This is a genomic window from Plantactinospora sp. CA-294935, assembly GCF_050936445.1.
Lineage (GTDB): Bacteria > Actinomycetota > Actinomycetes > Mycobacteriales > Micromonosporaceae > Plantactinospora.
The window spans coordinates 7,809,425-7,823,560 of the sequence record NZ_JBNJMU010000001.1 but is presented as its reverse complement, the minus strand read 5'-3'; the positions used below and the strand labels follow the sequence as shown (position 1 = coordinate 7,823,560).

Here is a 14,136-nt window from a genome sequence, read left to right as displayed (position 1 = left end):
GAACGCAGACAGCCCCGGATCGCGGTCCGGGGCTGTCTGCATCTGCGGCCGGCTACGTCACCGCCACTGCGTGCGGGAACTTCGCCGCCTCACCGCACGCCGTGATCTGCAAGAACCTGGGTCGGCCCACCGCGCCTACATGCGTCGCCGTCGTGCCCGAGCCCGCCACCGCCTCCAGCGTCAACTGGATCGTCGCGGGCAGGTCCGTGTCTGCGACCCGCCTGATGTACCGCGTCCCGTCGCAGTTCGCCACAGGGCCACCGAAGACCGGATACCGGTAGAACTCACCCAGCGGCAGCGGCACCGCGCCGGCCCGGAACAACCGGAACAGCGGCTGGACGGCGGCCGTCGACCCGGCAACGCCGCCACCCAGCTCCACCCGGTACGCCGTCCGGGCCCGGAGGATCATCGGCACCGACAGCACAACCGTCTGCGCCGTCACGGCCGCCGAGTTCGCCTCCGCCAATGCCAGCCCATCCGGGCCGCCGCCGGGCGCGGGTGGCCCGGCCCAGCCGACGATGTGGTTCCCCGACGGCGGCGACGTCATCACCATCACCCGGGCGTTGACGGCCACCGGCCCCACCATCGACACGACACGGATCGGCACGGTGTCGCCGTCGAAGATCGCATGCGGCGTCCCGTCGGTCTCCACGCTGGCCACCGTTGCCGGCCGGAGCCGCCACATCAGCCCGAGGCGTGCCAGGGACTCCAGTACCGCCTCGGCGATCGCCTTCACCGGCAGCTGGTCGTACCGATCCCTCACGCGAGATCATCCCCGTCCGTGTTCGGGTACGCCCGCCGCAGCGTGTGCCGCATCTCCCCGCCGGGCGCGAGCGCCATCGTCCAGCCGGTCTCCAGCCACAGCAGCCCGTCCCACCGGATCACGTCGTACCCGTCGTGCCGCGGGTCCGGCGGCGCGCTCAGCTCCACCGACTCGTAGATCGTCTGCTGGATCCCCAGCGTGCGTGCGTACACCGTCGCCTGGGCCTGGGTGGGCAGCTGCGCCTCCACGACCTTCGGCAGCACGATCCCGCGCCGCGTGATCGAGTGCGGCGCCGACGATGGCACGTCGTATGTCCCGACGACCGGCGCCGCCTGCGATCCGGGATCGTTGCTGACCACGACGAACCGGTTCGGAACGGTCAGCAGGTCCGACAGCCTCGACACCGAGTTGCGCACCACCCGGCGCGACGCGTCCAGGTCGATCGTCGGCGCCTGAGCCGCCGGCTCGAACGCCCGCCGCAGCCGCAGGCGGCCGTTGTGCCCGAACCAGGGCAGGAAGTAGCCGCCCTGCCGCGACAGATCCCGCAGAGCCATGGCCCGCGATGTGCCTGGCGACCAGGAGCTCACCGATCGCTGCTCCGTTGAGTCGATCTCGACCTCGCCGATTGGCAGCCCGTCCAGGAGCCGGCCCACAGCCTGGTCGACGAGCTGCCCGGCGGCGTCGAACCCCGTCTCAAGCTCCTGATCGACGATGAACATCTCGTCGAACAGGGTCAGCGGCGCGGTCGCGCCGCCGCTGCGCACCATCTCCACGCTGTCGGCGATCATGTACCTGCCCAGCGGATAAACGCTTCGCGCCCGGCCGCCGATCACCATGGAGATCTCCACCCGGTCCGTCAGCGGGTTCAACCGGGCCGCGTCCGTCGCCCCGAGCGTCACCCCAGATACCCGGCGCACGATCGTGGCCGTGACGTCGTGGCTCAGGCTCGGAGTGGTCCCGCGCAGCGGCGTCAGCGGGCCCCGCCGGATCCCGGTTCTGCCGTCGACCAGGCCGAACCGGAACGACACGGAGCGCTGACCGATGTCTGGGGGCAGGTCAAGCGGGGCCGCAGATACCAACGCCGTCCACCTCCCACACGGCGCCCAGCTCGTCGACGAACTCCTTCGTGCCCGGTGGCTGTGCCTCGAAGTCGGGCGCCACGATCAGCGGCCCGTCGATGCCGTTGCGGATCTCCACCCGGCAGACGGTCACGGCACCGTCGGCGTACAGCGAGAAGTAGCCCGGGTCGAGGTCGAGCGGCTCCGAGGTGTCCGTACCGCTGAACACCAGCGTCCAGTCGGTTCCGTCGAGCGAGGTGTACATGTCAACCCGGGCCAGGCCATCCCCGTCGTCGAGCGTGTAGGTGGCGCGTAGCCAACGGCGCTGACGGGGCACCACCCCGAACAGCTCGTCCTCCGTGCAGACGTAGGACACCCCGGCGTCGAACACCTCGAAGCACGAGAACGCCTCGGACCAGACCATGTCCCAGCCGGACGAGATCGACTCCGGATTCGTCTGCGCGTACCGTTCGATCCCCACGGCCCACAGGTCACCGGAGGTCCGCAGCTCTACGCGCACGTCGACATCGGACATCAGCGTCGACACCTGGAAGCTGTCAACCTCCAGCCGCACGCTCGCGTTTCCGTTCCCCGACCCGGCCGCCGCACGGAGCCCGGCGCGGCCGGCGCCGGCCAGGTCCTCGTCGACCTCCTGCACGGTCCACCCCGGCCAGTACGTGCCGTCCTGCCAAGCTGCCGCCCGGAGGATCGAGCCGCGGATCTGCATGCGCAGCCAGTACCAGTCGCCGGGCACCAGCGGCACCGGCTCCTCTTGCCAGTCCGTCTGCTCCTCCTGCGGGGCGACGACGTCAACGACTCCGCCAACCCTCTTCTCCAACCCAACCGTGAGGGAACCGTTCGGCCGGAACGCGAGACGGGCGGAGTAGAAGTTGTCGCCGTCGACGTACCGGCCGTGCAGGTATGCGTTGACCGCCTGGCCCACCGGCATCTGGTCGATCCGAACCCGCGCCAACAGATCGATGTCGACGCTGTCCGGTCCGGTGGCAAGCACCTTCTCCGTCGGCGATGGCCCGATCGCCGCCTCGTCGACGTGCAGCAGGTGTGTTGCCAGGGGAGTGCCGTCCATTCTCACGTTCAGAGTGGCCCGGCCTGTCGCCGGGTTCGTCGGGCTCGCCGTGAACGTCAGCAGTGTCCAGGTCCCCGCGACCACGGCCACCGGGCTGGCGGTCGACGTGTTCAGGTAGACACCGGACGAGTCGACCCAGTTGATCGACAGCCCCACGGTGCGGGCCACCGCGCACCACACCCAGGCGACACCGCGCCAGCTGGTGCCCGGCAGAGCGCCGGGCACCTGGTTTGACTCGACCCGGGCAACCGCCGTTACCCCGTCCGGCGTCAGGAGGCCGGACGCTGCGCCCTGATGTGCCTGAGCGGTCGAACGCACGAACGTCCCGCCGAACACCGCCCAGTTGGCGGTGCCCGCCTCGAAGTACGGGTTGGCGTTCCGCGGCTCCGCGAGGATGATCCGGCCGGCGCCGCCGGTCACCGATGTGTCCTGCGGCGGTCCCGCCTCGACCGCCCAGGGCAGGCCCGGCATGGTCGTGTTGCCCCACCCGCCCGGCAGAACCTCGCGGGCGAACCGGTCGTCGATGACCGTTGAGCTCCAGCTGGTGATGGCGGAGTCCGACTCCGCAGAGGCCATCGCGGTGGTGCCCTCCGGTCGAAGGCCCTCGCAGGGCGCCGGGCCGCCGTCTACTGGTGCCGGCGTACTCGTCACCTCCACGACCGTCACCTGCGCCAGGCTCAGGTGGCCGCGCTTCCGAGATCGCCGCACCGAACCAGACGGCACCAGCAGCGTCGACAGCCAGCGGTTGTCCAGCTCGTCCCGCACACACACGTACGGAACGCTGTCCCAGGCGAGATCCCGAAGCCCGCGGAATCCGGCGTCCATGGTCTGCGGCGGAACCGCCGCAGCGTTCACCAGCAGCGTCCGGGTGAACTCGACGCCGCCGCGCTCCAGCGGCCGGGCCGCCGTCCGGAAGTCGCGGTCGAACATCGTCTGCAGCTCGACCTGCCCCGCCTCCGGGAACGCGAACTCCTCCGTACTTGTGCGGTCCCAGCGCATGACGTACGCCAGGTTTCCCGCCGGGTGGTGGTTGCTCGTCAGGATCAGCACGCCGATGTCCACCGCGGTGCCGGTCACCCCGGGCGCCGGGATCGACGCCGCGACAGGCTCGGACCAGGGTCCAGGAATCCCGATCCGGTGCACCATCCGGATTCGGTACCGAGACTCGACACCCACGCGGGCCTCGAAGTCGTCGACCGCCGTGATGTTCGGCTCGCCAACCAGGGCGATTGTCTCCCACGTGCCAGCGTCCATGGTGTCGTCCTGGCGCTGCACCTCGTAAGAGCCCCAGCCGGCGACCACCCCGCTGTTGATGGCGTCCCACGACAGCCGGTGGTAGTGGATGCCGGTCGGGATCGCGTCGACCGGCCGGGCGCACTGCTCGTCGACGACGGCGAGCGGCTGTACCGCCGCCTCGACAGCGAAGCCGGCAACCAGGTCCATCTCCTGCGCCAACATCAGCGTGAAGTCCGCCGACACGTCATCGTTGGTGTCGACGGTGGCGAACGCAGCCAGCCCTCCATAGCCCGTTTCGGCCTCCGTCCCGCCGTTCAGAGTGCCGGGTGCCGCGTCGGCGCCGACTACCTGCCACGGGACCTCGTCACTCGCCTGGCTGTAGAACGCCCACCAGGTGTGCCCACCCGATCCGGACGTGACCAGCGGCGGGTCGAGCCGCAGCGTCACCTCCCTCCAGCCGTCGGCCAACTCCGGTAACGCGTCGAACTCGTCCACGCTGATCGTCGCCTCCGGAGGCAACGCCAGCTCCGGGTTCGCCGGGTCCATCTGATACAGCGTCAGCGGATGCCGAGTGCCAGGGAGGTGGCGCGCGTAGAACCGGGCCCACACGAACGTTCCGGGTGCGTCGTCGATGATCCGTTGCATCGTCGCCCCGGGGCCATACCGGCTGTAGAGGGTCCCGATCGCCTGGCCGAGGTAGGCGTGCGAGCTGGTGTCGACGATGCCGGGCACGGACTCCCCGGAGTAGAGGACAACCGCCGGGAGCTCGCTGACGGTCTCCGTTGTCGGTGTCGCACCCTCGCGCAGCGTCTTCCGTAGGAGCACGCCGCGGTGCGTCGGCAGCGGCTCGATGGACCCGAGACGTGCGATCGGCACCGGCACTGGCGACGCCACCGACAGCTGTCCCGAGTACGCCTGCCCCACCGTCACCGCGTACTGGGTGCCCGCGCCGAGCGACACGTCGTAGCCGAAGTTGTACAGCTGGACGACCGGGACCTCGTAGTAGTAGCCGTTGACCATGCTAGCGCCGAAGGAGATGTCGAGCCCGCCGCCACCGACCCTGCTCTCCTCGCCGTACGTGATCTCTAACGCCAGGTAGTGCAGCTGGAACACCCCGCCTGCCGGAGCCGCCGCGCTGGTCTGGATCCGCACCGCGATGTTCGTTCCGCCGGCCGCCGCCAGCGCTGACAGGCCCGACGTCGGTGAGCGGTTGCCGGCATGGTGCCACGGCAACCGGGTCCTCGTTGTCTGCGGCGCCTCCAGCGTCGACCACCAGGGGTTCAGCTCCCCGAGTCGGGCCCGGCGTGGCGTGGTGGCCTCGGAGTGCAGAGCAGGCCCGGTCAGCGTCTCGTCCATCACCCAGTTCAGTGCCATCGACGGCCGCTCCAGGCCAAGCGTCACTGCCGGCGCCAGATCCGCGAACGGACCCGACATCACGTACAGCACCGAGACGTCGAGGATCCGCCGGTACCGCAACGCGCCGGTCACCTGGGCAGACGTGGTGGCGAACCAGAACCGGGCTGCGGCGTTCGGGCCGGTCAGGATGATGTGTCGAGGGTCCGATGGGTTGTGGACCGCGTCGGGCGGCGACCCGGCACCACCGTCGAGGGCTGCGGCGGTGACCAGCTCGCCTGAACTGCACGGGATCAGCAGCTTGCGGATCGGACCGGTTCCGCCGACGTTCTCCGCCGCCCACAGGTTGACAAGCAACTCCTTGCGCGTCGGGCGGCCCGGCGGCGGCGCGGTGGACCGTACCCGCACGCGCTTGAGCCCGTCGAACAGATCCTGCCCGAGGAGCGACTTGAAGGTGTATCCGATCTCGCTGGCGGTGTCGAGCAGCACGGCATCTGCCAGCAGTGGCGCCCACTGCATCCCCTGCACGTACGGCCGGTCCGGGTTGTACTCGCCCACTCAGATCGTCCTCACGGTCGTGGCCACGTCTCGCCGGGCCAAGGTCTGCCACACGCCTTCGCCGACCGCCCGGCCGGCTTCCAGCGCCTGCTCGCGGGTCGGCACCACGCCCTCGAACGTCACGGAGATCGCGCCCCGGTCGAACGTGATCGGCGTGCCGCCGCCCTGCCCCATCTGTCCGGCGAGCAGCGCCAGGAGGCCGGACTGCTCGGCCAGCTCGCGCGCCCGGCGCGGCCGGGTCAGCGGGATCACCACCTCGTCGCCGGCCTCGCCGCCGACGAACAGCGTCGGCCGGCGCAGGATCGCGCCGTTGGCTAGGTACGGGATCCGGGGCAAGGAGCCCGGCAGCATCGCGTCGACCCGGCTGATCCCGGAGTTGATCGCCCCGATGATCTTGTTGAGCTGAGACCGGATCGTGCCGGTGATCGCCGACGCGATGCTGCCCAGCGACGGCACGTTCCGGAGCCCGTCGACGAGCTTCTTGATCAGCCCCGAGCCGGCGGACAGGAACCGGCCGGCGTACCCGGTGATCCGGCCCGGGATTCCGGAGATGTACGTCAGGATCGAGTTGAAGCCCGACACGGCCGCGTTCCGGCCGGCGCTGACCGCGTTGGTGAACGTCGACGAGATGATGCTGACGAGCCGGGCCAGCGCCGACTGGATCCGGCCGGGCAGCGCCGTCGCGAACGACACCACGGCGTTGACCCCGGCCGTGAACAGCGACCAGGCCCGGTCCACGGCGGCTTTGAACAGGTTCCCCAGCAGCGTCGGTAGCTGCTGCACCCCGGCGAGGATCTGGCCCGGCAGCACCGTCACCGCGTAGAGGATCAGGCCGATGCCCATGCCCAGCGCCTCCAGCGCCATCCTCGCCGCCGACGTGAACAGGTCCCACAGCATCTGCGGCAGGCTCGCCAGGAAGGCACCGATCCTCCCCGGCAGCTCGGCGAACCACGTGCCGATCGAGGAGAAGAAGCCGACCACGGCGTTCCACGCCGACGAGAACGCGCCGCCGATTGCCGAGCCCACGGCGGCCCAGTCGATCGCGTTCAGCCAAGCGGCTACCCGGCCCAACCAGTCGGCGACACCGGACAGCGGCGACAGCACCCACTCCAGTGCTGCGGCGAGCGCCTGGATCACCGGCACAACCGCCCGCGACGCGAGGAAGGACACCAGTAGCGCCGCGACCTTGATCAGCGGCGCGGCGACCGCGACCAACACCCCGGCGAGCTGGGCGACCAACTCGATCAGCGGCGTCAGCGCCACCACGATCTCGACGACCGGCGGCAGGAGCGACACGATCGCCGGGATCAGCGGCATCAGCGCGGTGACCACCTGCACGATCAGCGGGCCGAGCGCGTCGAGGACCGGCGCCAGGGAGGCACCCAGCGCCGCGACGATCTGCCCGAGCGGCGGGCCCAGCGCGGTGAAGAGCTCAGCGAGCAGCTGCGCGACGGGGGCGAGGACCGCGCTGAGCGTCTGCCCGATCTGGAGCAGGACTGGCGCCAGTGCCGACACCAGCGGCCCGATCAGTGGGCCCAGCGCGGCGAGGGCCTGCGCGAGCGGGCCGATCAGCAGGGTGATCAGCTGGCCGACGACGGGCAGGAGCGGCGCGATGGCCAGCGCGATCGAGGCGATGACCTGGCCGATCGGACCGAGCGCTGGCGCAAGGGCCTGGACTCCGGTCGACAGCGCCGCGAACACCGGACCGAGCGCCGATCCGAGCGCCGAGATCGCCGGGGCGAGTCCGTTCGCCAGGGCCTGCAACGCCGGCACGATCGCCTGCGCGATCGGCAGCAGCGCGGGCACCAGCGAGTTGGCGATGATCCCCACCAACGTCCCGAACACCGGCGCCAGCCCGGACGCGAGGGTGGCCAGCGCGGTGAAGATCCCCGTGAGGGCCGTGCCGCCCTCCGCCGAGGCGAGGAACTGCTGCGCGGCCGCGGTGGCGTTGACGAGGTTGGTCAGGAGCGCGTTGCCGCTCGCCTCGGCGGCGGCGCCGAGGACCGAGGCGAGGATCCCGCCGACGTTTCGGGCGATCTGGCCGAGCTGGGAGAGGACGCCCAGGGCGCGCTCGAGGACGGCGTTCGCCGCGCCGGACGCGGACACGGACGACAGCCACAGCCCGAACCTGGTGGCGGCGTCGCCGGCCGCGACCGACAGCCGTTCCATCGTGGGTAGTGCGATCACGGCGATGTCCCGGAATCCGGCCAGGAGCGGCCCGGTCGCCAGGCTCAGGTTGGCGACCGAGATCCGGGCTGTGTCGAGCACCGCGCGCAGCGCGTCGACGGTCGTCGCCTCCCGCGCGAACTCCAGGGCGCGACGGGCGGCGAGGCCGTAGTACACGGCGATGTCGGCGAGACCGGCGCGCAGCGGTCCGGACAGCACCGCCGCGGTGGCGCTGATCTGCCCGACGATCGGGCCAGCGAACGCATCCTGCGCGGCGGTCCGGATCTCCCGCAGCGCTGGCGACACCGCCTCGAACTCTCGGGCGAGGCGCTGCGCCTGCGGTGACAGGTTTCTGATGGCGTCGGCGAACGCCCTCGCGTCGCCGGAGGCAGCCGCCGACAGGGCGTCGCCGAGTCCGGACGTGGCCAGCTTCAGCGCACCGATCGCGGCCGCCCCGACCGCGATGGCCGCGGGGATCGCGACGGCGGCCCCGCCGACCTGGGCGATAGCGCCGGCCAGGCCGACGAGCTGGGTGGTCGCCGACGCCGCGATCGTGCCGATCGACCCAATCTTGAACGCCGCTTGCAGGCCCTTGCGCAGGTCAGGCCCGAAGCGCCTCACGTCGCCGACGATCTCGATGTACGCGCGCCCGAGTGCCACATGATCAGCGTAGGCCCCTCTGTACGGCCGCAGTAGTGGACCGTAGCCGTATAGAGGCAAGGCGTCGTATCGACCCGCTTGACGTTGCACCCTGAGGGGTCGACGATCGGAGTCCGGGCAACAACGTGCAACTATCGGCGAGAGGCAAAGGGATGCGGTTAACGTTCTTGGGCAAGGAGTCGACAGGCGGACAGTCCCCGACGCTGTACGCGACCGACCGCGACAGCTACGTGGTCCAGGGCTGGCGGGTGGCCGATGCCGCACTCCTCGCAGGAGAAGAAACGGAAAGCACGACCGTGGTCGAAGTGCCGCCAACCCTGATGACGCACCTCGCGAAGAGCGGTCTCGACGGGAGAGTGACCCAGGTGGTGGCACCGATCGTGCGCGTCACCGCGACCGGTAACTACGTCATCCAGGGCGCGCGGGTCAGCGACGACACCACACTCGCCCAGATGGACATGCCGGCGCACGAGTCCTGCGTCGAGGTGCCTGCCTCGGAGATGAGGAGCCTGGTGGCGGGATGAGGCGACCGACCGGAAGCGAGTTCGAGGCGCTGTTCCGGCACGCAACGCGAGCCTGGCACCTGGAACTCCGTGACACCTACCGCGTCGTCGAGGAGGACGAACCCTTCGCGAAGTGGCGCCAGGGCATTCCTGACGACTACGCCTGGCGTGAGGGCTGGCTGTCCTTCGTGCGCGGTGCTGCGGGTGGTGGTACGCGGATCCAGCGCCTGAGGATCGTGACGGAGCCGCTGTCCGACTACATGCGCTGGGCGCTGGAGATGGATCCGGCGAACATCGCCGCCGGGGAAGAGGTCAGGTACCTCTCACGCAGGGCCACGGCCGGGATCAGTCTGCCCGCCGAGGACTGTTGGCTCTTCGACGACGACAACCTCCTCCTCAGCCTGTTTCATCCGGACGGCCGGGGTGCCGGTTACGCGGTGGTCGACGACCCGCGACTGGTGTCGGCCTACCGCGCCGTTCGTGACCAGCTCTGGCCGCAGGCGACGCCGTACGCCCAGTACCGCCTCGCCTCGCGGTGAGCACGCTTGCCCGTCAGGCCCGCGAGGCGCTGGGTGTCAGACTCAGGGACATCCGGGCTGACGCTGGCCTGACGGGCAGGGCGCTCGCCGCCGCCGCCGGCTGGCACTACACGAAGATCTCCAAGCTGGAGCATGGGGTCATCAACGCATCCGAAACCGACGTGATCACCTGGTGCCGGCTCTGCAACACCCCAGATCAGGAGCAGGATCTGGTGGCCGCTGTCCGCTCCATCGACACACTGATCGTCGAGTGGCGCCGCCAACTCCGCTCCGGCACCAGGCGCCGCCAGAAGGAAAGCGTTCGCTTCGAGGGCGAGACCAGGCACTTCCGTGTGTTCGAGCCGATGTTCATCCCCGGCCTCCTCCAGACTGCGGAGTACGCCGCAGCCGTCCTGACCAGCTTCGTCGAATTCCACCGATTGCCCCCCGACGTGGAGGCAGGTGTCGAGGCGCGCATGGAACGCCAGCAGATCCTCTACCGGGGCGAGCGACGCTTCCACCTCGTCATCTGCGAATCCGCGCTGAGGCTCGGAGTCGTCCCGCCCGGTGTCCTGGTCGGCCAACTGGACCGCCTACTCGCGGCGTCCGCACTGCCGCGCGTTCATCTCGGGATCATCCCGACCCGTGCCGCTCACAGCTTCCTCCCGATCAACAACTTCTGGATCCTCGACGACAGCGCCGTGCTCATCGAGACCATCTCGGCCGAAATCAAGCTCACGCAGCCGCGGGAGATCGCGGTTTACGCCAAGGCATTCGAGCGCTTTGCGGCATCTGCGGTGTACGGCCGCGACGCCCGTAGCTTGATCACCTCCGCGCTCGCGGATCTCGACGACGAAGTTTGATGCAACATCGTGCAACATCCTCCCCTCGGGGACGGCTCGGCTTCTACGGTCGCCAATAACACCAGCACGGTGACAACCCGATCACTGCTGGTGTTGCACGTGATCCGCTACCCGAGACCCGTACCCCTGGGGGCACCCATGGACGACTCTGGCAACATCCCGAGGCCGTTGACGCCAGCCGTCGGCCTGGCTCTCGCCGGAGCAGGTGTAGATCCGGGGCCGAGACAGGTCCTAGCCACACAGCCGCTCGCCGAGCAGCATGTGCCCGGAATCGGGGCGCACACCTGGTACAGCAACGCTCAGCGCGTCGGCTACGCCGAACTCCTCCACGTTGTGCACCGGCCGGACCTCAGCGACATGCGCTTCGTCCGGCGCTGGCCGTTCATCGTGTCCAACGACGGTCCCCGCCACTGCCAGTGGTGCGCGGAAGCGTGGCCCTGCACCTACATCCGATGGGCGGGCACGGTCGTCGAACTGCGCAATGTCCGGCGGTCCCTGTGACGATCAGCCTCAACCATCTCCCACCGCTCCCGTCGCTACGTGGTACCGGTGTCTTCGCCATGGCGGTCGAGCACCTCCAGGTGCACCGGCCAGACTCCGCCGGCAGATGCGCCTGTGGCCGGGCGGGGTGCCGCATCGGCGTCAACGCGTGGTACGTCATCCAGGCGGCCAACGTCGACCCGCGCAACTACCTCCAACCGGCGGCATCCACCACGCAGGCGGCTACGCGCGACGCAGGGGAGTGCCCGCGCCCTCCGGCCGCCAGCCTCGGGATGCCGCCGACGGCGCGGACAGACGGGGTGGTGCTGTCGGCCACCGCCCCGACCGCGCCGGCTCCTGGTGGGGCGGAGGCCGGCCGGCAAGCGGCCTCCGCCCTACCGGGCACCGCCCCCAACGCAAGCCGACGCCACACCACCACCGATTGGCTCGACAGCCAGAGGCCCGCGCGATGACGGGCGCCCAGCCCGAGGAGCCGACGACCACGGTCCCCGACTTCACCTCGCTCCACCCGAGCAACGACCGTTACCTGCTGAGGAACCTGCTCTGGTGCCACGCCTGCGACGTCCCGATGGCGCCGAGCCAGGCACCGAGCTTCTTGGGCGCCCCACGCCCGCGCACCTACCACTGCCCGCACGGCTGCCGCGAGACGATTCTGCGCGCAGAGATCGTCGAGGAACGCGCCATCGCTGCCGCGGGCGAACGAGCGACCATCCGCGACGTCGCGCCACTCTTCATGCAATCGGCGCTGGAACTGCTGATCCGCCAGGTCCGAGTTGCGTCCAACGACAGCGATCTCGTCTTCCATTGGCGCACCTGATGCCCCCATCGGCCGCCGCCACCCGCAGTGCGGTGGCCGATGGGTCGAACGCCACGCGTCTCGGCTTCCCCCGTGGTGGAGACGCGTGGTCCGGCTCCCGGCCGGAGCACGGGATGGTCCCGTGCACTGGAGCCCCGGCCGGGCCCCCCGGCGGGCGCACCTCAACACCCTCTCGAGGTGCGCCCGCCCCACAAACGGGCACCGTCGCCGCACGGTCATGCCGGCGCGGTTGCCCGCCGCACGGCCCCGGTTATGTCCTCCCGGGGCCGTGCGGTCCACGTCCGCCCCGCGCTCTCGATCGCGGCGCGCGGGCGGAAGCCCAGAGGGCCGGCGCGCGCAACGGGTAGCCGCTGCGCCGACTCTGGGCAGGCCGGCGCCCGGCCGGGACGACCGGGCGCCGGCCCCCGGCCGCCATTTGTCACCCGTGGCCGCTACCGTTGATCAAGTCCGCCCCGACAGCCACCGGCACGCACAGCACCGCCGCATCCACGGCAGGTGCTCGTACCGAGGAGGCACACGTGGGGGACACGCCTACGCCCGACACCGCAGACGTCATCGACCCGTCCGCGCCCGATCCGAATCCCAGCGAGGTCGACGACCCCGCTGACCTGAGCTACGTGGCGCCGTACGCGGGCGCGACGGCCGTCGACGAGCCGGCGGGAGCAGCCTGATGGCGCTGCACGTCGGATACGAGCCCGCGAAGTCCTGTAGCAGCGGCCCGACACCGGGCGCCAAGGCACTCATGAGCTGGTACCTCGGGGCGTACGGCTCCCGGGGTGGCCGCAACGGCGGCATCTACAACTGCCGGAGCATCGCCGGCAGCAAGACAACCTCTCTGCACGGTGAGGGCCGCGCCGACGACCTGATGGTGCCGGTCGGCGCCTCATGGGCTCAGCCACTCGCCGACAAGCTGGTCGCCAACTCCAAGGAGCTCGGCATCCAGCTCGTCATCTACAACCGCCACGTCTGGTCCGGCTCGTACCCGAACGCCGGGTGGCGCGACTACGACGGCGAGAACCCGCACCGGGACCACCTGCACGTCGAACTGAGCCGGGCCGCGGCCCGGACCCTGACCGCTGGCAAGGTGCAGGCCGAGATCGGCGGCGGCAGCGGCGGCGGCACTACCAAGCCCACCTGGACGAAGGAGCTGATCATGGACCTGCCCACTCTGCGTCGCGGTGCCAAGGGCGCCAGCGTTGGCGTCCTCCAGGGCCTCTGCAACGCCCGAGGGCAGAAGCTCTCGATCGACAACGACTTCGGCCCGAAGACCGAGGCCGCGGTGCGCGCCGAGCAGAGCCAAGGCCGGATCGCGGTGGACGGCGTCGCAGGCCGGCACACCTACTCGGTGCTGCTGCTCGGACGCGACATCTTCTGACCGAGGGACTTCCACCATGGACGCCGGCCTGATCGCCGCGCTCATCGGCGGCGGCTCCATCGCCGGCGTCGTCGTCGACCGACTCATCACCTGGGCGCTCAGCCGAGGCACCCAGCGGGTCACCCTCGCCGACTACGCCAACCAGATCGCGGAGCGCACCCTCACGCGGATGGAGATGCAGCTGGCCGGCGCCGAACGCCAGATGGCATCGGCCAACGCCACCATCGCCGAGCTGCGCGCCGAGGTCGGCCAGCTGCGAACCGAACTCTCCGCCCGCGCCAACGTCACCGTCGAACGAGACCGGCTCCTCGCCGAGAACGCCGGGCTCAAGGCCCAGATCCAGCAACTCGGAGGTACCGCATGAGCACCATCCCCAGCAGCCCCACCAACACGAACCCGGCCGGCGTCGGCGTCGTCGTCTCGGTTGCGGTCAAGGCCGTCCTGGTCGCCCTCGCCGCCGTCGGCTGGGTACCCATCACCGAGGACGCGATCGCCGAGGTCACCTTGGCCGTCGCCGCACTCGCCGACGTCCTCGTGTACTTCGGCATCGTGCGGCCGCGCGTCAACCAGCTCAAGGAGCAGGTCACCGGGCAGGTCGACCTGGAACAGACCCAGCAGTACCGGCCACCGCACGGCACCACCTTCCGGGGCGACCGCGACCTGCGGTAGCTGCACCGA

Annotated in this window: 13 protein-coding genes; 9 read left to right on the top strand and 4 right to left on the bottom strand. The window is 70.4% G+C overall.

What is annotated here, in order from left to right; genetic code table 11:
- Window positions 1-52: 52 nt before the first annotated feature.
- From ACQEVC_RS34370 to ACQEVC_RS34355, 4 genes are read right to left on the bottom strand one after another with little or no spacing between them, the layout of a single operon-like run.
- The gene (locus tag ACQEVC_RS34370; protein ID WP_432886177.1) at window positions 53-763 is read right to left on the bottom strand and encodes a hypothetical protein; all 711 of its coding nucleotides are present in this window, start codon (window positions 761-763) and stop codon (window positions 53-55) included.
- Window positions 760-1,791 (bottom strand): hypothetical protein, encoded by a 1,032-nt coding sequence (locus tag ACQEVC_RS34365; protein ID WP_432886174.1) that lies wholly within the window; start codon window positions 1,789-1,791, stop codon window positions 760-762. The genes ACQEVC_RS34370 and ACQEVC_RS34365 overlap by 4 nt, the downstream gene beginning before the upstream one ends.
- Window positions 1,792-1,819: 28 nt before the next feature.
- Window positions 1,820-6,055: a hypothetical protein gene (locus tag ACQEVC_RS34360; RefSeq protein ID WP_432886172.1), complete on the bottom strand. Its 4,236-nt coding sequence runs from the start codon at window positions 6,053-6,055 to the stop codon at window positions 1,820-1,822.
- A complete protein-coding gene (locus tag ACQEVC_RS34355; protein WP_432886169.1) occupies window positions 6,056-8,971 on the bottom strand; it encodes a phage tail protein in 2,916 nt (971 codons plus the stop codon).
- A 77-nt stretch (window positions 8,972-9,048) separates the two neighbouring features.
- Between ACQEVC_RS34355 and ACQEVC_RS34350 the strand changes: the two genes are divergently transcribed.
- The 9 genes from ACQEVC_RS34350 to ACQEVC_RS34310 all read left to right on the top strand — a co-directional run bounded on the left by ACQEVC_RS34350 (window position 9,049) and on the right by ACQEVC_RS34310 (window position 14,127).
- Complete coding sequence (locus ACQEVC_RS34350) at window positions 9,049-9,405, top strand: hypothetical protein (RefSeq protein ID WP_432886166.1); 357 nt, start codon at window positions 9,049-9,051, stop codon at window positions 9,403-9,405.
- Window positions 9,402-9,923, top strand: coding sequence for a DUF6879 family protein (locus tag ACQEVC_RS34345; RefSeq protein WP_432886163.1), 522 nt, complete (start codon window positions 9,402-9,404; stop codon window positions 9,921-9,923). Before ACQEVC_RS34350 ends, ACQEVC_RS34345 begins: the two co-directional genes overlap by 4 nt.
- The gene (locus tag ACQEVC_RS34340) at window positions 9,920-10,765 is read left to right on the top strand and encodes a helix-turn-helix domain-containing protein (protein ID WP_432886160.1); all 846 of its coding nucleotides are present in this window, start codon (window positions 9,920-9,922) and stop codon (window positions 10,763-10,765) included. Before ACQEVC_RS34345 ends, ACQEVC_RS34340 begins: the two co-directional genes overlap by 4 nt.
- Window positions 10,766-10,834: 69 nt before the next feature.
- The gene (locus ACQEVC_RS34335) at window positions 10,835-11,266 is read left to right on the top strand and encodes a hypothetical protein (protein ID WP_432886157.1); all 432 of its coding nucleotides are present in this window, start codon (window positions 10,835-10,837) and stop codon (window positions 11,264-11,266) included.
- 448 nt (window positions 11,267-11,714) lie between these two features.
- The gene (locus ACQEVC_RS34330) at window positions 11,715-12,083 is read left to right on the top strand and encodes a hypothetical protein (RefSeq protein WP_432886154.1); all 369 of its coding nucleotides are present in this window, start codon (window positions 11,715-11,717) and stop codon (window positions 12,081-12,083) included.
- Window positions 12,084-12,601: 518 nt separating this feature from the next.
- Entirely contained in the window at window positions 12,602-12,754 is a 153-nt protein-coding gene (locus ACQEVC_RS34325) for a hypothetical protein (RefSeq protein WP_432886151.1), read from the top strand.
- Window positions 12,754-13,458, top strand: a complete 705-nt coding sequence (locus ACQEVC_RS34320; RefSeq protein WP_432886148.1) for a peptidoglycan-binding domain-containing protein — start codon at window positions 12,754-12,756, stop codon at window positions 13,456-13,458. Before ACQEVC_RS34325 ends, ACQEVC_RS34320 begins: the two co-directional genes overlap by 1 nt.
- Window positions 13,459-13,474: 16 nt before the next feature.
- On the top strand, window positions 13,475-13,822 hold the full coding sequence (locus tag ACQEVC_RS34315; RefSeq protein WP_432886145.1) for a hypothetical protein: 348 nt from the start codon (window positions 13,475-13,477) through the stop codon (window positions 13,820-13,822).
- Entirely contained in the window at window positions 13,819-14,127 is a 309-nt protein-coding gene (locus ACQEVC_RS34310) for a hypothetical protein (protein WP_432886142.1), read from the top strand. The genes ACQEVC_RS34315 and ACQEVC_RS34310 overlap by 4 nt, the downstream gene beginning before the upstream one ends.
- Window positions 14,128-14,136: the final 9 nt, after the last annotated feature.

Bases quoted from the DNA above. Each gene is read 5' to 3' on its own strand.
- ACQEVC_RS34345 (WP_432886163.1), top strand. From the start codon at position 9,402: ATGAGGCGACCGACCGGAAGCGAGTTCGAGGCGCTGTTCCGGCACGCA.
- ACQEVC_RS34330 (WP_432886154.1), top strand. From the start codon at position 11,715: ATGACGGGCGCCCAGCCCGAGGAGCCGACGACCACGGTCCCCGACTTC.
- ACQEVC_RS34320 (WP_432886148.1), top strand. From the start codon at position 12,754: ATGGCGCTGCACGTCGGATACGAGCCCGCGAAGTCCTGTAGCAGCGGC.
- ACQEVC_RS34315 (WP_432886145.1), top strand. From the start codon at position 13,475: ATGGACGCCGGCCTGATCGCCGCGCTCATCGGCGGCGGCTCCATCGCC.
- ACQEVC_RS34310 (WP_432886142.1), top strand. From the start codon at position 13,819: ATGAGCACCATCCCCAGCAGCCCCACCAACACGAACCCGGCCGGCGTC.